General features: G+C 70.7%; 15 protein-coding genes. 6 read left to right on the top strand and 9 right to left on the bottom strand.

Features of this window, described 5'->3' with window-relative positions:
* Positions 1-9 precede the first annotated feature (9 nt).
* The 4 genes from IG98_RS0106495 to IG98_RS0106480 form a co-directional block, all read right to left on the bottom strand.
* Positions 10-1,563, bottom strand: coding sequence for a serine/threonine-protein kinase (locus IG98_RS0106495; protein ID WP_051751685.1), 1,554 nt, complete (start codon positions 1,561-1,563; stop codon positions 10-12).
* On the bottom strand, positions 1,556-3,238 hold the full coding sequence (locus tag IG98_RS50155) for a serine/threonine-protein kinase (RefSeq protein WP_030906944.1): 1,683 nt from the start codon (positions 3,236-3,238) through the stop codon (positions 1,556-1,558). Before IG98_RS50155 ends, IG98_RS0106495 begins: the two co-directional genes overlap by 8 nt.
* Positions 3,239-3,333: 95 nt before the next feature.
* Complete coding sequence (locus IG98_RS0106485) at positions 3,334-5,007, bottom strand: serine/threonine-protein kinase (protein ID WP_169750082.1); 1,674 nt, start codon at positions 5,005-5,007, stop codon at positions 3,334-3,336.
* A 211-nt stretch (positions 5,008-5,218) separates the two neighbouring features.
* On the bottom strand, positions 5,219-6,067 hold the full coding sequence (locus IG98_RS0106480; protein WP_030906935.1) for an arylamine N-acetyltransferase family protein: 849 nt from the start codon (positions 6,065-6,067) through the stop codon (positions 5,219-5,221).
* Positions 6,068-6,367: 300 nt separating this feature from the next.
* Between IG98_RS0106480 and IG98_RS0106475 the strand changes: the two genes are divergently transcribed.
* From IG98_RS0106475 to IG98_RS0106465, 3 genes are all read left to right on the top strand, one after another.
* Entirely contained in the window at positions 6,368-7,309 is a 942-nt protein-coding gene (locus tag IG98_RS0106475) for a GNAT family N-acetyltransferase (protein WP_030906930.1), read from the top strand.
* A gap of 254 nt (positions 7,310-7,563) precedes the next feature.
* Positions 7,564-8,253, top strand: coding sequence for a response regulator transcription factor (locus tag IG98_RS0106470; RefSeq protein WP_030906926.1), 690 nt, complete (start codon positions 7,564-7,566; stop codon positions 8,251-8,253).
* 284 nt (positions 8,254-8,537) lie between these two features.
* On the top strand, positions 8,538-11,990 hold the full coding sequence (locus tag IG98_RS0106465; protein WP_245651415.1) for a DUF4153 domain-containing protein: 3,453 nt from the start codon (positions 8,538-8,540) through the stop codon (positions 11,988-11,990).
* 187 nt (positions 11,991-12,177) lie between these two features.
* Here IG98_RS0106465 and IG98_RS0106460 read toward each other — a convergent pair whose 3' ends face one another.
* Both IG98_RS0106460 and IG98_RS0106455 read right to left on the bottom strand, forming a co-directional pair.
* A complete protein-coding gene (locus IG98_RS0106460) occupies positions 12,178-13,341 on the bottom strand; it encodes an epoxide hydrolase family protein (protein ID WP_030906920.1) in 1,164 nt (387 codons plus the stop codon).
* Positions 13,338-13,769, bottom strand: coding sequence for a hypothetical protein (locus tag IG98_RS0106455; protein ID WP_030906917.1), 432 nt, complete (start codon positions 13,767-13,769; stop codon positions 13,338-13,340). The genes IG98_RS0106460 and IG98_RS0106455 overlap by 4 nt, the downstream gene beginning before the upstream one ends.
* Positions 13,770-14,152: 383 nt before the next feature.
* Here IG98_RS0106455 and IG98_RS0106450 point away from each other — a divergent pair, with 383 nt between their 5' ends.
* The 3 genes from IG98_RS0106450 to IG98_RS44560 all read left to right on the top strand — a co-directional run bounded on the left by IG98_RS0106450 (position 14,153) and on the right by IG98_RS44560 (position 16,121).
* Positions 14,153-15,379, top strand: coding sequence for an MFS transporter (locus tag IG98_RS0106450; protein WP_211263887.1), 1,227 nt, complete (start codon positions 14,153-14,155; stop codon positions 15,377-15,379).
* A complete protein-coding gene (locus tag IG98_RS48390; protein ID WP_084195160.1) occupies positions 15,369-15,482 on the top strand; it encodes a MerR family DNA-binding transcriptional regulator in 114 nt (37 codons plus the stop codon). The genes IG98_RS0106450 and IG98_RS48390 overlap by 11 nt, the downstream gene beginning before the upstream one ends.
* Before the next feature lie 72 nt (positions 15,483-15,554).
* A complete protein-coding gene (locus IG98_RS44560) occupies positions 15,555-16,121 on the top strand; it encodes a hypothetical protein (protein ID WP_051751680.1) in 567 nt (188 codons plus the stop codon).
* A gap of 462 nt (positions 16,122-16,583) precedes the next feature.
* Here the strand turns inward: IG98_RS44560 and IG98_RS0106435 are convergent, their stop codons facing one another.
* The 3 genes from IG98_RS0106435 to IG98_RS0106425 form a co-directional block, all read right to left on the bottom strand.
* The gene (locus tag IG98_RS0106435; protein WP_030906909.1) at positions 16,584-16,790 is read right to left on the bottom strand and encodes a hypothetical protein; all 207 of its coding nucleotides are present in this window, start codon (positions 16,788-16,790) and stop codon (positions 16,584-16,586) included.
* A 307-nt stretch (positions 16,791-17,097) separates the two neighbouring features.
* Positions 17,098-17,418, bottom strand: a complete 321-nt coding sequence (locus IG98_RS0106430; RefSeq protein ID WP_030906906.1) for a hypothetical protein — start codon at positions 17,416-17,418, stop codon at positions 17,098-17,100.
* Positions 17,415-17,639 carry a hypothetical protein gene (locus IG98_RS0106425; protein WP_030906903.1) on the bottom strand — a complete coding sequence of 75 codons (225 nt, stop codon included), beginning with the start codon at positions 17,637-17,639 and terminating at the stop codon, positions 17,415-17,417. The genes IG98_RS0106430 and IG98_RS0106425 overlap by 4 nt, the downstream gene beginning before the upstream one ends.
* Positions 17,640-17,863: the final 224 nt, after the last annotated feature.

The raw sequence follows: 17,863 nt of genomic DNA, 5'->3' as shown, positions 1-17,863 counted from the left end.
GCGCGTTTCTCAGTCACGGCTGTTCAGCTCCTCGGAGACCTGGCGTGCGATCTTCAGGGTGTCCCGCCGCAGCGCGGTTCCGGCGCGCTTTCCCACCTCCGACAGGTTGACCTCGACCAGCAGGTTGCTCACCCGGAACCGGATCACGGAGTGGATCCGGTCCAGGGCGACCACGTCGTAGGAGAACGCCTCCGCCCCGACCCGGCCGATGTTCCTGAGCGGGCCGGTGGACCCCAGGAGGCCGTTGCCCTGGTCGGCGACGACCGAGGTGCGTTCGGAGACGAAGAACGCGTGAGCGGTGTCGGGGCCGCTCTTGCCGGGGGTGGGGGCCCTGTGACCGACCGCGATTCGCAACCTGCGGTCGGTACGGCTGTCACCCAGGAGGTCGTCCCAGCTGCAGGAAGGCTCACTGTTCTGGGTGGCCTCCATGAACAGCGGCGACGCGCTCGGCACCGCGACCTTGGCCTGGGGCCCGGTCAGCAGCGTGCACGGGTCGGGGGCGGTGGCGAACCGCCCGGCGTTCGCCGCCCGCGACGGTGTCTCGGGGGTCTTTGGCCCGCCCATGGTCAGCAGCACCGTACCGGCCACCGCCGCCGCGACCACGGCCAGCGAGGCTCCGACGATCAGGCCGGTACGACGCGGTCTGATCGGTGCCGGAGCCGTGGTCTGGGGTGCCGCGGCCTGGGGCGGCGGAACCTGCGGTCCGGTCGCCGGGGAGAGCGGTCCCGCCGGCAGTCCCTGGGCGACCTGCCGCAGCGCGGCGCGCAGCCCCGACTCTCCCGGGCGCTGCCGGGGATCCTTGGCCAGCATGGCCAGCAGTACGGGCGCCAGCTCCCTGGCCCGGGAGGGGAAGGGGGTCTCCTGGGTGAGTACCGCGCCGATGGTGGCGACCGGCGTGTCGCGCCGGAAGGGGCCCTGGCCTTCGACCGCCGCGTACAGGGTCGCGCCCAGGGACCACAGGTCGGCGGACGGACCGTCGCCGGTGCCGCGCAACCGCTCGGGGGCGATGTAGCCGGGGGAACCGACCAGCGCGTCCGGTGAGGTGAGCTGGGCGTCGCCCTCCACCGTGGCGATGCCGAAGTCGGTCAGCAGCACCCCACCGTCCTGGGCGAGCATGATGTTGGCCGGTTTGACGTCGCGGTGCATGATGCCCCGGCTGTGCGCGAGGGTCAGCGCGTCCAGCACAGCCAGGCCGATCACGGCCACCCGGTGCGGTGGCAACGGCCCGTCGGCGCGGATCGCGTCGTCCAGCGAACGGCCCCTGACCAGGTCCATCACGATCCACGGGCGGCCGTCCTGGGCGATGACGTCGTGGACCGCCACGATGGACGGGTGCCCGAGCCTGGCGGCGGCGCGGGCCTCGCGCATGGTGCGCTCCCGCATCTCGTCGCGGTGCTCCTGGGGCAGGTGCGGGGCGAGCGTGACCTCCTTGATCGCCACCTCGCGGTGCAGGAGCTCGTCACGAGCCCGCCACACCACGCCCATCCCGCCCGCGCCGAGCCGTGCGAGCGCCCGGTAGCGGCCCGCCAGTACGGGCAGCGGGCCGGCCGCCGGATCAGCCATCGGTCTTCAGGGACTCGGCGAGCCAGCGCGCCGCCTGCAACGCGCCTTCGGTGATCTTGCCGTCCGGGTCCTCCTGGACGCCGCCCCGCTCGTAGTCGACCTCGGCGATCAGATTGCTGATCCGGAAGACCACGGTCGTCTTGTAGGACCCGCCGTACAGGTTGATGGAGTTGTGCCCGCCGGAGGTGAACGCCTCCTCGCCGATCCCTCGCAGGTCCTTGGGCGGGAGCGGCTTGGGGGTGGCGAACTGGCCCTTGTCGAGGATGTCCTTCTTCTTGCCGGCCAGGTACTCCTTCGCTCTGGCGACCTCCGACCCGTTCTGCTTCTGGGCGATCAGCCGGACCCGCAGGTCGTACTTCTCCACGTTGGGCTTTCGCCAGTCGTACCGGTTGAGCCAGTCGCACGCCGAGTGTTCGACCTCCGAGCTGTTGAATCCCGGCACCAGCTGGTTCACCTGCTTGTCGTCGAGCAGGCCGCAGGCCCGAGGCGCCGTGGCGAAGCGCCCCTTGGCCCCGGAGGGTTCGGCGGAGATGTCGTCGTCCGCGTTGGCGAGCACCGAGGTGAGCAGGATGCCGATGCTGACCGCCATGCCGAAGAGCAGCACCCCGGTCAGCGCCACGACCGGCCGGGGCACGAGTATCCCCGTCGCCCGGGTGGAACGCTCGGTGGGCTCGTCCGCCGTCCCTCTCGTCGCCTCGGGGACGGGGACCGGCTCAACCGAGGTGGGCTCGTCCGGAGGGTTCGGATGAGGTGGCGGGAAACCGTGCTGGAAGGGCACGCCAGGGTGGGGCGGACCCTGGGGCGGGCCCGGGAGTGGGCCCGGGAGGGGGCTCTGCCAGGCGGCCGGTGTGTCCAGCGGAGGGATCGGGCCCTGCCAGGCGGTCGGCGCGTTCGAAGGAGGGGGCGCGGCCTGCTGGGGGGCAGGGACGTCCTGGAGGGTGAGTCCGGCGGTGACGGCGGATATCTGCTCGGTCAGGTTCTTCCTCAAGGGCGCGGTCACCTCCGCCTCGGTGACCGGAACGGTCCCGCCCTCCTGCCCGGCGCCGGGTGCTCCGAGACCACCCGGCGGTTGGGGGGCCGGTGCCCCGGCGGCCGGAAGGGTCGCCTGCCCGAAGGCCGCGGGGGCCGCGGGGGTGAAGGGAACGGGGGCCGCGGGGGTGAAGGGAACGGAGGCCGCGGGACCCGCGGGGCCGGAGGCCTGGGAGGGCGCACCCACGGGGAGTGGTGCGGGGGGAGGTTCCGGACGGTACTGCGAGATATCGAGCAGGATCTTGCGCAGGGTGTCGGGGTCGGGCCGCTGGGAGGGGTCGCCCGCGAGTAGCCGGAACAGCACGGGCGCGATCGGGCCCGCGTTGTCCAGGGAGCCGCCTGGCGACGGCGGGCGGCCTTCGACGGCGGTGTAGAGGGTCGCGCCGAGCGACCACAGGTCGGCGGCGGGGCTGGTAACGCCCTCGGGAGAGGTGAAGAGCGTTGACGGCAGGGAAGGCGCGGCGAGGGTGATCTGCTCGTACGGGCCGAGCAGCACCGAACTCGGTCGCACATCCCCGTGCAGCATGCCCTGCCTGTGCATCGCCACGAGCTGGTCCAGCACGGCCAAGCCGACCACCGCGGCCCGTTGCGGGGGCATCGGCCCGAACCGGGTGATCACCTGCTCCAGCGAGCTCTGTTCAGGCATGGGCGGGACCCCGGCTCCGGCGATCCCCGGCCCTGGCACGGGAGCGGTGTGCCCGCCCGCGTGCCTGCCCTGCGATAGGGGGACGTCTGGATGGTTCATTCGTCAGCTTTCTGGTTGTTCAACGCGTTCGCGACCCATGTCGCAGCTGTGTGGGCGCCCGCCTGGATCGCCGGACCGTCCTTGCTGCCGTCCACCACGGTGTAACCGACCTGCAGCACGAGGCTGTCCACGCGGACGATCACGTAGCTCTGCTCCAGCCTGCCTGTCATGCGGTTCTCGTAGACGTCGTAGCCGAACGACTCCTCCCCGACGGGGGCCACGGTCGTCGGCGCCGTGGACCGGGCGGAGCGGACACCGGCCTGGATCTCCGGCCAGCTCCAGGCGCTCTCCCCGCTCGGTATGGTGCTCTGGCGCTGGTTCACGAACAGCTCGTGGGCCTGCCTGGGGCTCTTGCCCCACTGCTTGTTGCCGGGGAGACGCACCTCCAGTCCCATGCCCTTGGCCGGCCACTGGCAGCCCCCGTCGTTGGTGGGCTTGCCCTCGCCCGCCAGCGCGGGCAGCAGTTGCCTGGCCATGGTGCCGGGAATGAGCGTGCACACGTCCACCGGGGTGCCGAAGGCGCCGGGACTCTCACTGAGCCTGACCGTTTGCTCGGCCTCCGTCGGGTCCGAGGTCAGCAGGAACGTCACCCCGAAGGTGGCCCCGATGACCACCGCGATCCCGGCCATCTCGGCGGCGGCCCATCGCATCGCACGTCCCCGGCCCGTCGCGGGCGGCCCTACCGGGGCGGGAACGGGGTCGGCGACGGCGGGGGTGGTGGGGGTGGCGGGCGGCGGAGAGGGGTGCGACGCGGTGGCTGGAGTCCCGGCGACCTCGCCGACCTCGCCGACCTCGCCGACCCCGCCGACCCCGGCGGCTCCGGTGACTCCGGCGGCTCCGGTGGTCGGCTGGCCGGTGGCCAGCTCCGCCAGGGAGCGGGCGACGGCGTCGAACGACGGCCGGGCCTCGGGAGCCGGGTCGAGCATGTGCATCAGCAGCGGGCCCAGCCCGCCCGCGCGCTCCGGCGGCCTGGGCGGCTCGGTGAGCACCCGGCCGATCGCCGCGATGGGGGTCTCCGCCGGGTGCGGCGGCATCCCCTCGACGGCGAAGTAGAGCGTGGCGCCGAGGGACCACAGGTCGGAGACGGGGCCGCCGCGCTCGCCGCGCAGCTGTTCCGGCGCGATGTAGTTGGGCGAGCCGATCAGGTGGCCGGTCCGGCCCGAGGTGACCTCGCCGTCGACGACCGCGATGCCGAAGTCGGTGAGGACAGCCTTGCCGGTCCTGGTGAGGAAGACATTGCCCGGTTTCACGTCACGGTGGACCACCCCGGCGGCGTGGGCGGCGCCGAGCGCGCTGAGGATGCCCACGCCGATCCTGGCCACCTGGTGCACCGGCAGCGGGCTCCGGTCGCGGACCGTCTGCTCCAGGGACGCGCCCGACAGCAGCTCCATGACGAGCCAGGGCCGTTCCTGGTCGATGATCACGTCGTGGACGGTCACGATCGAGGGATGCCTGAGCCGGGCTGCGAGATTGGCCTCGCGAAGCGCCGCGGCGAGGACCTCCTGCCGCCTGGCGGGATCGAGGTCGGGTGGGAGCCGCACCTCCTTCACCGCCACGTCACGGCCAAGCATCTCGTCGGCGGCGAGCCAGACCGTGCCCGCCCCACCCTCGGAGAGAGGGTTGAGCAGCCGATAGCGGTCCGCCAGCACTTGAGTGTCGATCCTGCTCACCCCGTTCGCTATCCCATCGCGGACAGCAACATAGTCACTTAGTGGCACATGAACCAATGAAAAGGGATTCCATATGCCGCATTGAGCCCTGCCTTCCGCTTAGGCGGTGTCACGGGCATCCGCACAACGCGATGGAGCCGGGACCGGGCGCCCGCACATTTCAAGCCGCCGACGGCCTGGAGTCGAGGTCAGGCGCTCGTATGGTCTCGAATCATTGGAAATCTGACCATCTCTCATGAGCGGTCCACAGGCGCTGCCAGAGTTTGGCACGTTCGGCTGAGGTGACGTCGGACAGATGGAGGGCGAAGACGTCGGCCAGCATCTCGAAGTAGTCACGTTCGGTCTGCGCGACCAGGGTGTGCTCACGGTCGCCGACCCGGGTGAGGACCAGGCCCCGCATCGCGTCGACACCGCTCGCGTCGCGCCGCTGGACCGTGGCCACCCGGACGAAGCCCGACTCGGGGGAGGTGGACAGGAACTCGTGCATCGCGGCGAACTCCGACATCTCGGCGGGTCCGATACGGAAGTCCATGCCGAGGAAGCCGCCGCGCGGATCGTGGTCGAACCGCCATCCGCCGGGCTCCACCTCGGAGGGGCGCAGGCCGTAGGTGAAGGGGCCCTGCCGGTAGGTGCCCTCGACGAGCGGGAGCGGGTCGTGGATCGCGTCGCCGAGGCCCTGGTCGACCAGCCACTCACCGCCGGGGTTGTCCGGGCAGGGCAGGCCGGAGACGGTGAGCACGAGATGGCCGCCGTCTATGTTCGGGGGCCCCTCGGCCTTGCCCTGCACGCCGCCCACATGCCTCCTCACCCGGTAGCCGAGCGTCTCCAGCAGCAGGGAGAACGCCCCGTTGAGGTGGTAGCAGTAGCCGCCCCGGCCCCCGATGATCCGCGCGGCCGACTCGGCGGGGTCGACGGTCGTCGGCCGGCCCAGCCAGATCTCCAGGCATTCGTACGGCACCCGCTGCACGTGCGCCCGGTGCAGCAGGTGCAGCGACTCCACGCTCGGGGGCCCCTCGACCCTGACTCCGATCCTGCGGAGGTACGCGGTGACATCGATCACTCCGTCACGGTAACCCCGGGACGGCCGCGGACCTAGCGACGCGGCTCGTGGCGCGCCCGGTGGGGGCGGACCCGGTTGCGGCCTCCGCTTGGGAGGCGACCTCCGCGCCCGGTGTTTCCGCGAGCATGGTGGAAACGCCGTTTATCCGGTTGAGGACGCGACGGGCACGCCGGTAGTCTGACCGTCCCCACGAGTACGAGGAGGTGAGGAGTACATGTTCGCCACCCTGGTCACGCGCTCCCGCCTCGGGCGACAGGCCGCCTGAGATCCGGGAAGCGCATCTGTTTTCTGGAGCCTCCCTTGTTCGATCTGCTTTTCCGTCCGCTCGACGCGGACGAGTTCGACCTGTTCCACCGTTACGGCGCGCTGCCCGCCTCCGGCGTGGGCGCCCGCAACCTGCCCTTCGACAAGCTCGACTACCGGTCCGGATGGGTCTGGGTCGCGCTGCGTGGCGACGAGGTCGTCGCCAGGGCGGGGTTCTGGGGCCCGCCGGGTTCCGAGCATCCCTACAGCCTCGACTGGTTCGACCCCGGGTTCGGGCCCGACCGGGTCGAGGTGGGCGCCGCCCTGCTGCGGGCCGCGTACGCGGCGCTGGTCACGCCCGGGTACGCCACACCGTTCGGTACCCGGCCCGACTACCACCTGTTCCTGCCCGGCGACTGGCGGGAGCGTCCCGACGCGTTCGCCGACGCCTCCGACCGGATCGCCGCCGCGGAGAAGGCGGGGTTGCGGCAGTCCGTCGAGCGGCTCAACCTGCGCTGGTGTCCCGAGTACGGTCTGCCACCCAGGCCCGCCCGGCTCACCTTCGCCCCGGTGGACGACGACGAGGTGATGCTGGACCTGCTGGCGCGCGTCACCGAGGGCAGCCTCGACGACTGGGACCAGCGCCACCTCGCGGAGCAGGGCGCGCGGGCGACGGCCGAGCAGACCGTGGCCGGCGTCGCGGACCTGCCGGGCGGACGCGGCCGGTGGCGGCTCGCCCGCGACGCGTCGGGTGAACTCGTCGGCGTCGTGATGCCCACCCGCAACTCCAGGAGCGCCACGATCGGCTATCTCGGGGTGGACCCGGCCCACCGCGGTCACGGCTACGCCGACGACCTGGCCATCGAGGCGCTGCACATCTTCAGCGCCGAGGGTGAGCCCGAGGTGAACGACAACACCGATGTGGGCAACGCGCCCATGGCCGCCTCGTTCGCCCGGATCGGCTACCGGATCACCGGCCGCCGCCTGATCCTCGCCTGACCACCGGCCCGGGCGGGACCTTCGCTCTCGCGGAGGTCCCGCCCACTGCCTCCCGGCCGGAGTGAGACGGGGCCCTGCGGTTTTCCGTTGCGGCCGCCGGCGGAATGACCTCCCAGCTGCGCGGGCCAGGTGGGACGAGGTCGAGGTCACCTCGACCCGTCGCCGGGAGCCGGGGACGGCGTTCCTGGTGAGTGCGCAGAACCTTCACAATTCACCACAGGCCTTCTGCACGGCTCCGGTCTACGCTGCCGGGCATGGCAACCCCTCAGCAACGACGTGTCCTCGTGGTCGAGGACGACGAGACGATCGCGCGGGCCGTACGTCACAGGCTGGCCGCCGAGGGCTTCGACGTGCGGGTCGTCGGGGACGGGGAGGCGGCGCTGGCCGCCTACGCGAAGACGGCGCCCGACGTGGTGGTGCTCGACCGGCTGCTGCCCGGCCTCGACGGCCTTGAGGTGTGCCGGCGGATGCAGGCGGCCAGGCCGGTCCCGGTGCTCATGCTCACCGCGCTGGGTGAGGAGACCGACCTGCTGGTGGGGCTCGGGGTCGGGGCCGACGACTACATGGCCAAGCCGTTCAGCATGCGCGAGCTGGTCGCCCGGGTGCACGCCCTGCTCCGCCGGGTCGAGCGGGCCTCCCAGCTGGCCGTGGCCGACACGGTCATCCGCGTCGCCGACGTCGAGATAGACACCGCCGAGCGACGGGTCTACGTGCGGGGCGACGAGGCCCAGCTGACCAGGACCGAGTTCGACCTGCTCTGCCGCCTCGCCGAGCGTCCGGGCCAGGTCTTCGAGCGGGAGCGGCTGCTGGCGGACATCTGGGGCTTCTCCGAGGCCGCGGCGACCCGTACCGTCGACAGCCACGTCCGTGCGCTGCGCCGCAAGCTCGGCCCCGGCGTCGTCCGTACCGTCCACGGCGTCGGTTACGCCCTCGTCCGGCAGTGAACGCACGCGCGGGTGCGCCCCTCGCCGGCTCAGAGCGCCCCGGCGGCCTCAGGTTCGCGACCTCCGCTGAGGAACGGAGCACAGACAGGTGGTGAACACGTATCACGCCGTCAGCGTGGGTTCCGATACGGCTCTGAAACGCGCTCGCGTCCGGCGGGGATTCCATCCGCGTCGGGCGGGGAGCACACCCGCGCCCGCCGGGAGCCTCCGGTCCGAACCGATCGCCCTCCCCGGCACTCAACCCCTGTATGCCCCTTCCCTCCGACACCGGGATGCGCCGACCCGTGAGACCTCTCGACTTCCTAGGCCGGATCAAGGCGAAGCTCGGCATGGTGATCCTGCTGGCCGTGGTGACGGCGTTCGTCGTCAACGAGGTCGGCCTCAACATCGGCTACTCGCGCAACGTACGCGTCGCGGTGGCCGTGGTGTTCGCGCTGATCATGGTGCAACTGCTCGCGCGGGGGATGACCAAGCCACTCCGCGAGATGGCCGCCGCCGCGCAGACCATCGCCAAGGGCCGGTACGGCCTGCGGGTCACCGCGAGCTCCCGTGACGAGGTCGGCGAGCTCGCCCGAGCCTTCAACGCGATGGCCGCCGACCTGGGCGAGGTGGACCGGCAGCGGCGGGATCTGGTGGCCAATGTCAGCCACGAGCTCCGCACCCCGATCACCGCGCTCCGGGCGGTACTGGAGAACGTGGTCGACGGGGTCTCGGAGCCCGACCCCGTCACCCTCGGCACCGCGCTCGCCCAGACCGAGCGGCTGGGCCGGCTGGTCGCGCAGCTGCTCGATCTGTCCCGGCTGGAGTCAGGTGCCCGGCTGATCGAGCGTGAGGACGTCGAGCTGCGCCCGCTCTGCGAGCAGGCCCTTCGGGAGGCCGTACTGGCCAGGGAGGGCGTGACGGCCCGCTGCGAGGTTCCGGAAGGACTGAGCGTGCGCGCCGACCCCGACCTGCTCGCGCAGGTCCTCGCCAACCTGCTGGACAACGCGGTGCGGCACAGTCCCGACGGCGGGACCGTGCTGCTGGCGGCGACGACCGGGGGAGAGGGCGTCCGGCTCCGGGTGAGCGACCAGGGACCGGGGATCGCGGCCGAGGACCGGGCGCGGGCGTTCGAGCGCTTCTCCCGCCTGGACGCCGGACGGGCCGCCGACGACGGCGGCGCCGGGCTGGGCCTGGCCATCACCAAGGAGATCGTCGAACTCCACGGCGGCTCCATCCACGTCGAAGACGGTCCCGGCTGCCACATCGTGACCGACCTCCCGGAAAGGATTGAGATGACCCCCCCGTCTTCGTCTTCCAACGACCCTTCGCCCTCCGGGGCGAGTTCCTCCGAGGCGAACTCCGCGGCGGTGCACGACGGCGCCCCGGACAAGGTCCGTGCGAGATCGGACGAGACTCCCGCGCGCGAGGTCGCGGATCCCGTCGTCTCGACGCCTTCCGCCTCTGGAAAGGCCCACGAGGACCTCGCCGCCTCCACGCCTTCCGCCCCGCACGCGAGCGGTACGCCAACGGGGATCGGCGAGCGTCACGAGGTCACCGGGAGCGCTCAGGAACAGGAACCTCATGAGATCTCAGGGGGTGCTCAGCAGCCGGATCCTCGCGGGACCGCCGGGATCGACTCCGGTTCCGCTGAACCGGCCGGGGCCTCCGGGCCGACCGTGACCGGTGCTCCTCGACGGGAGGTCGCCGCCGGGAAGCCTGGGCACCAGGTGCTGTCCGTCCCCATGTCCGCCCCCACGGACCCCGAAGCCTCCACTCCCGTGCCCACCGTGCCCGCCGTGCCGCCTCCCCCGTCCTCTCCGCCCGCGCAGCCGTTTCCCCCCCGGCCGGTCCTCGTCCGGGACCTGCGCCGGGAGCAGGTCGTGGTGCGGAACTGGCCCGGGGCGTTCCTCGGCCTCTTCCTCGGGGGTGTCGCCGGGCTGGTCTGCGCGGTGATCGTGGGCATCGGCCTCGCGGGCTTCGACGTCCTGCTGGCCGCTTTCGTCGGTGCCGTCCTCTTCATGGTCGGTGTGTTCGTCGGCACGGTCATCGGCGCCACCACACCCACCAACGAGATCTGGTCCGCCGGCGAACCACTCCCGGACCGGCCTCCCGCGCGGGGACCCGTCGCGCAGCGCGTCACCGTACCGGAGGTCCGGGAGAAGGAGAGAGCGGCGCAGTCGATGGGAGCCCCGGGGGGTTTCGCGCCGGTCCGGGAGGAATACCGGCCGGCTGTTCAGCCACAGGGAAGAGCCGGAAGCCCCGGCGGGTACGAGGCGCCGCCCCTCTTCCCCCGGCCCGATCTGCCGGACACCCCTCGGTGGGTGCTGCCGGTCTCGGTCGCCGTCGGACTGCTCGCCGCGGTCGCGGTGCCGTACAGCAGGGCAGGGCTCGGGCTCATGCTGGTCTCCGCGGCCATGGGGGCGGCGGCGATTCCGGCGGTGCGCAGCAGGATCACCCCGTGGTCGGCCGGAATGGGGGCGATCGCCTACGGGCTGGTCGCGACGGTGATGTTCAGGGACGCCGACTGGCTGGTCGGGGTGGTCCTGCTGGCCGGGTTCCTGCTGGCCGCGCTCGCTCTGTCGGGGGCCGGGCGCGGCTGGCTCGGGGTCCTGCGGGGAGGCGCGTCGGTGGTTCTCGGCCTGCTGCCGGTGCCGTGGTTCCTCGGCGCGAGGCTGAAGGGTCTCGCGGACCGCAGGAGGGTGGTCCCGCTGCTGCTGGGGGGCGGGCTGACCGTCGTACTGCTGGCGGTGTTCGGGGCGCTGTTCGCCTCGGCGGACGCGGTCTTCGCCGAGGCCGTCGAGCAGGTGCTCAGCGCGCAGGACTGGGCCGAGTCGCTGCCGCTGCGGATCCTGCTCTTCGTGGTCTTCGCGGTCGTGGTGGCCTCCGCGGTGCTGGTCGGCCTGCGGCCGGTGGCCGAGCCGAAGGCCCCCGACCTGAAGGTCACGGTCGGCCGCGGTCTCTGGGTGACCCCGCTGACGGCGCTCAACCTGCTGTTCGCCACGTTCGTGGGGATGCAGCTCACCGTGCTGTTCGGCACCACCCGGTGGGTGGTCTCCGCCACCGGGCTGACCTACGCCGAGTACGCGCGTTCGGGGTTCTTCCAGCTCGTCGTCGTCAGCGTGTTCGTGCTGGCGATCGTCGCGGTCGCCTCGGGGACGCTGGATCTCAAGGGGTTCGACCGGTGGCTGATGGCCGGGCTGCTCGGCCTGCTCTGCGTGCTGACCCTGGTGATCCTCTTCTCCGCGCTGCACCGCCTGGACCTGTACGCCGAGGCCTACGGGCTCTCCCGGCTGCGGGCCTCGGTGGCGGCGACGGTCTGGTGGCTGGGCGGGGTCTTCGCACTGGTCCTCGCGGCGGGCGCGGCCCGGCTCACCAGGCGCGGGCACGCGCGCTGGCTGCCCAGGACCCTGGTGCTGATGACGAGCGCCTCGCTGCTGGCGTTCGCGGTGTGGAACCCCGACCTGCGGGTCGCCGAGACCCAGATCGCGGTACGGGGCGTGGACCGGATCGACCTCGAATACCTGGGCGACCTCGGCGCCGAGGCCGTCCCCGCACTGGACCGGCTGCCGGAACCCTCCCGCAGCTGTGTCCTGCTGGATGTGATCGCGGCCAACGACCTCGCCGGTCCCGACCCCTGGAACGGCTGGAACCTGGCCCGGCGCGAGGCGAGGGAGCTCCTGGCCCGGCGACCGGCGATCAGGAACGCCTCGTGCTCGCAGACGCTCTCCCGCCTGGAGATCCCCGACCAGGACTGAGCGACGTCGAGGGCCGCCGGGCCGGACGACTCGTCCGCCGGCGGCCCGCACCGGTGCTCAACCGGACTGATGTCGGGTTACCGGGCAGCCTCCCCGGGGCCGCGTGCTCACGGAATGTGAGGGGAAAATCTTGAGTCGCCGTGATTCCGAGCGTGCCGCGCCGGTATCGGGTTCGCTCCAGAGCCCGTCAGCGGAACCGGCGGAAGAACGCGCGGACGTCGTCGGTGAACAGGTCGGGTTCCTCCATCGCGGCGAAGTGGCCGCCTCGGTCGAACTCCGACCAGTGGACGATGTTGTTGTCGCGTTCGGCGAGCCGCCGGACAGGGCGGGCCACGTCGGCGGCGAAGACCGCCACCGCGGTGGGCGTCGCCGACGGCCCGGTACGCGGCGGCCGGGAGGGATGGAAGGCCTCCCAGTAGTGGCGGGCCGACGACCCGGCGGTCGCGGTGAGCCAGTAGAGCATCACGTTGGTCAGGAGCCGGTCGCGGGGGACCGCGTCCTCGGGCACGTCCGCGCAGTCCGTCCACTCCTTGAACTTCTCGACGATCCAGGCGAGCTGCCCGACGGGGGAGTCGGTGAGCGCGTAGGCCAGTGTCTGCGGCCGGGTGCCTTGGATCTTCGCGTAGCCCGACATCTCCGGCTCCGCGCTGACCAGCCGGTCGAGCCGTGCCCTGTCGTCATCGGTAAGCTCGGCGGCCTCGGCGGGGTCACTGGGAGGCGGCGTCAGCAGGGTGTTGAGGTGGATTCCGACGACACGGCCGGTGTCGACGGCGGCCAGCTCCAGGGTGATCGCGTGGCCCCAGTCGCCGCCCTGCGCGCCGTAGCGGTGGTAGTCCAGGCGCCGCATCAGCTCGGCCCAGGCCTTCGCGACCCGGTGCACATCCCAGCCGCCCTCGCGAGTCGGTCCGGACAGTCCGTATCCCGGGATGGAGGGGATCACCAGGTGGAAGGCGTCGGCCGGGTCGCCACCATGAGCCCGGGGGTCGCTCAGGGGCCCGATGACGTCGAGGAACTCCACGATGGATCCGGGCCAGCCGTGAGTGATCAGCAGCGGCAGCGCATCGGCCTGGGGGGAACGGACGTGCAGGAAGTGGATGTCGGCGTTGTCGATCCTGGTGGTGAACTGGGGGAACCGGTTGAGATGTGCCTCGTGTTCCCGCCAGTCGTAGCCGGTGCGCCAGTATGCGGTCAGTTCCTTGAGGTAGGCCATCGACACGCCCTGGGACCAGCCCGCACCGGCCTGCTCATCCGGCCATCTGGTCGCGGCCAGGCGGTCGGTCAGGTCGTCCAGGTCGGCCTGCGCGATGTCGAGGACGAAGGGGTGGACGGCGGTCCCGGCGTGCTCGCTCATTTCGTGTCCTCGCCTTCGGGGGTGCCGGCGAGCACGCGCGCGGCCGCCAGGTCGTTCTCGTCCCAGCCCCAGTGACCGTCGCGTTCCCCGGCCTGTTCGTCGATCCATCGGTTGTGGGCCTCCCACGCCGCCTGCTTGCTGGTTCCCAGGGCGGCACCGATCTGCGACCACGAGGCGCCGGCCCGGCGGGCGGAGCGCACGGAGAGCTGACGTCCGTAGCCCGCCTTCCGCGCGATCACCTCGCCCAGCGCGAGAAGCTCCAGCGCCTCGCCCCGGGTCAGGGGCTCCGCGCCGGGGTCGGGCGGTGTGAGCGCGGGGTCGTCCTCATCGGCCGGTGCGGCCAGGACGTCACGGGTGCGTAGCGCGTCGTAGCGCGCGGCCGCGGTCAGGAGTGTGAACTGACGTTCAAGTTCGTCGGGAGTGGACATGGTTCGAGTATTTCGTCAGGCTACCTTGACGTCAAGGTAGCCTGACGTCGATTCGCGGCTCTCCCGGAGTCAGCCGGTTGAGCCGCGCCGACCGGCGCCGGCGCGGAAGTCGGGCATGCCGGGGTGGACGGTGGTGCGCCGGATGGTTCCGCCCACTCGTGTCACGCGCCGTACGGGTGCCTTTCTCCGTGCCCGCGCCGGACGACAGGCACAACTCGCCGCGTCGAACCACGACCCGCAACAGCGACACGGTCCACAGCACGAGCACGGCATCGGGATGTAGGCCCCCGCCCTGCGTTCTGCGGTGAGTTTGACTCCGCCCCTACGTCATAGTTTGTGCTTGAGACATGAAGCTCGTTCCTGTCGCATATCTCGCCTCGTACGTGTTGTCCCTGCTCGGGAACTCGATCGCGGGGATCGCGTTGCCGTTGATCGTGTTACAGACCACGGGGAGTGCGCTTGGTGCAGGAGCGGTCGCCGCAGCGACCGCCGTCCCGGCCGTTCTCGCGGGGTTGCTGATGGGGGTGGTCATCGACCGCATCAACCGGCGCACATCCTCGGTGATCACCGATCTCGTCTCTGCCGCGTCGATCGCCGCGTTGCCGCTGGTCGATCTGGTGTCGGGGCTCAACCTGGGGTGGTTCATTCTGTTCGGCATCATCGGCTCGCTCGGCGACGTGCCCGGTGCGACGGCACGGGAGGCGCTGCTTCCCGCGGTCGTTCGCCACGGGGGCGTCAGTGCCGAACGACTGATGGGGGTGCGAGAGACTCTGGGTGCGGTGACGATCTTGCTGGGGCCGGCGGCGGCAGGGACTCTCATGATCCTCTTCGACGGCTCAACGGTGTTGTGGATCACCGCCGCTACGTCGCTGGTGGCCGCGCTGATCACGCTCCTGATTCCGCGGCACGTCGGCACGATCGTGTCGGAGGACGGTATCGCGGCGGCTCCGACCGGTACCGGGTGGTCACAGTTGCGTGACGGCTGGCGGGCCCTGTTCCGCAGTCGCTTCCTACTCGCGGTCACCATGATCGGCTTGGCATCGGTGTTGGTCCTCGGGGCGCTGCAAGGGCTCGTGCTGCCGGTGTTCTTCACCCAGGAGAATCGGTCCGGCCTCCTCGGTTTCGTGCTGAGCGCCCTCGCCCTCGGGATGCTCCTCGGCGGCGCGAGCTACGCCGCAGCCGGCACGCGCGGTGCCCGCCGAGCCTGGTTCGTCACCGGTCTCGCCGGAACAACAGCCGGGATCGCCCTCATCGCCGCGCTACCGTCCGTATGGGTGGTGTTCGCTGGGGCGTTCGTCGTCGGATTCTCCAGCGGACTGTTCGGCAGCCTGATCGGCGTGCTCATGATCGAGCGGATACCCGAGACGATGCTAGGACGGATCATGGGCACCCAGAACGCCATGATGACCGCCGCCCCACCGGCCGGCATCGTGCTGGCGGCCATGCTCACCGAGTACATCAGCGTCAATGTCGCAGCTCTCGCACTCGCAGCCGTATGGACCGCCGCCTTCGTCCTCGCACTGACCGCACGGTCGCTTCGTAGACTGGAACCAGAGAACCCAGGGCGAATGATGACGAACGAGGCGCGGGTGGCCAGCGGTGAACAGTAGCGAACTCGGCTCGCTCGCCGGAGTCACCGTCCGAGCACTCCGCCATTACCATCAGGTCGGCGTCCTCGACGAGCCGCCCCGCGGACCCAACGGCTACCGGTAGTACGACGTGCACGATCTGATCCGAGTCCTACGTATCAAACGTCTCGCCGCCCTCGGAATACCACTGGAGCAGATGCCCGCCCTTCTCGATGAGACCGGCGATCAGGCCATAGGGCTTCTTGATCGGCTCGATCAAGAACTCGCCGCCCAGATCGACCGGCTCACCACGCAGCGCGATCTCATCGCCCGGCTCCGGGAACAGAAAGCAGCGCCGGACATCCCGCCCGAGCTCGCGCGGTTTCTCACCACCTTTGCGGCCGGCGGGCTCTCCCCGGCGATGGCACGAATCGACCGGGATCAAACCGTTCTCCTCGCCCACCTGGTCGGCGCCGACGGCATGCCTTACCTCGTCGGGTATTACGAACGGATCAGCGACCCCGGTCTCCTGCCCGCCATCACAACCGTGATCGCACAGTTCGAAAGCCTGGGACCCCACACCGGCGACGATGAACTTGACCGGTTCGTTGACAAGTTCGTCGCAACCTTCGCGCCGATCGTGCGAGAACTCAACGAAACAGAGTCGGACATAGACCTCACCGGAGTTGCTGGACTCTTCACCGAACACACAACAGATGTTCTCAACAGCACGCAGCAACACGCACTCGATCTCATCGGCGCACGACTCAACGACATCAACTGACTGCCCGCGCCACCGTCACCCTGGAGGCACCCGTCCAGCAGTGGCGTCAAACACGACATGTGGTGTTGCCGACGACCCGGAAAGCGGTGGCGAGCTCGACGTCGGACGCGTTACTGAGTAAGGCCCAGGCTCGGATGTCCATGTCCGCGAACATGGGGATGTTACTGGGGCCTCCCATCGCCGGTGTCCTCATGGACGTCGCCGACGTGCGGGTCGCCTTGCTCATCGATGCGGCCACCTACCTCTCTTGACTTTCTTCTTTCGCGTGCGGCGTAGCGACTTCAGAACCAGCGATCGATCGCGTTCGTCTGCTGCCGTGTCAAGCCTGATGCCACTGCGCTCCAGCAGTTCCACGATGTTCAGGACCGAATCCTGGAGTTGCCGAGTCTCCTCCCCTGACAGCACTGCCGCAGGCGGGGCAGCAGATGCCATCGCCGCGGCCTCCAGTCCGACCTTGTGCAATCACGCGCTCGGTTTCATGCCCACCGCTGTCGCGGCCTCGGTCAGCAAGCCGAGGTCATCGGGGCTGACCCGCACTGATACGGCACGATCAAGGACGGCAGGGGTGGACTCCTCGGCGACCTGCTCGCGGTTGTCGTAGAACCACTGGGCGCGCTCCGCCTCGTCCATCGCGGCGATGTCCCGCGCGTTCGGTTCGTTCTCAGTCACGATCCTCCTTTTTGCTCCGTTGTTGTCGTACGAACCGGCCTCGGAGGCGGAGCATCAGACCGGTCCATCGCGGGTCAACGTTGCGCGCTGTGGACATGCCTCGTCACCCAGATCACAGAAATCACCCCTCTCGCGGTGCCGAGGCCGTCTTCCGAGACGTCGTTTTCGGATATTTGGGGGCTTCTGCGTGGGCGACGCGGGCAGGCCGGGTGAGCGTGCCCACCCGCGTCGCGCACCGCATGGGCGTCTCTTCACACCCGTGCGGTACGGCGGCCCAGGCCGGGGAAGGTGCGGCCGCCGTGCCCGTTCAGAAGTGGCCGATGCTGGCCGAGGTGGAGGTGAGCGCCCAACGCTGCAGGAGTGAGGTCATCTCGGCCTCGCGCATCTGCGCTTTCAGCCCGTCGATGGTCCGGTCGCATAGGAGCAGTGGTTCGGGGGTGGGCCAGGTGGCGATGGCATGGAAGAGTCGGCTGCCCGTTCCGTACAACACGGCCCATCCTGGCCAGGTGATCTGCAGCATCGCGGCTTCGGCGTGGGCCTGGTGGTCCCAGGTGTAGTGCGGGACCGGGGCGGCGGTCTGGCCGTCGCGGTGGCGTCCGCGGGCGGTGGGCGGGCGGCGGCGGATCATGAGATCACCTGCCCGGCGGCCCGCTGCCGCGCCTGTCGCGCGATGGTCTCCTGCCGCTCGGTCTCGGCCCGCAGGGCCTCCAGGCTGTCGGCATCGACCGTCCGCTCGGCCCCGGCGTGGAACCCGAGAGCGCAGAAGGGTTCCTCGCGGCTGGCCCACAACCGCCCGGCATCACTGAGAATCAACCGCCAGCCGGGAATGGTGGATTTGGCATCGTTCACTGATCGGACCTCCATTTGATCGCGGGCCCGGTCGTTCGCAGTGGAGGACGGGCCCGCTTCATGGGGCAGGGAAGGACGTGGAGGGGTACGCCGTACGGGCCGGACGGGCCGGTACGAATACGGGGTGTGTGCGGCGCGGTGCAGGACACAGGAGGCCGTTCGCTCGGTGCGGAGGGCGAGGTTTGCCCAGCATCCGACGTGTGCGGTGGTCCCGTGTCTCGATG

Origin of the sequence: Streptosporangium amethystogenes (assembly GCF_000721075.1) — a bacterium.
GTDB lineage: Bacteria > Actinomycetota > Actinomycetes > Streptosporangiales > Streptosporangiaceae > Streptosporangium > Streptosporangium amethystogenes.
Note: the sequence above shows the minus strand (reverse complement) of the source record. Positions and strands in the feature narration are given on the sequence as shown.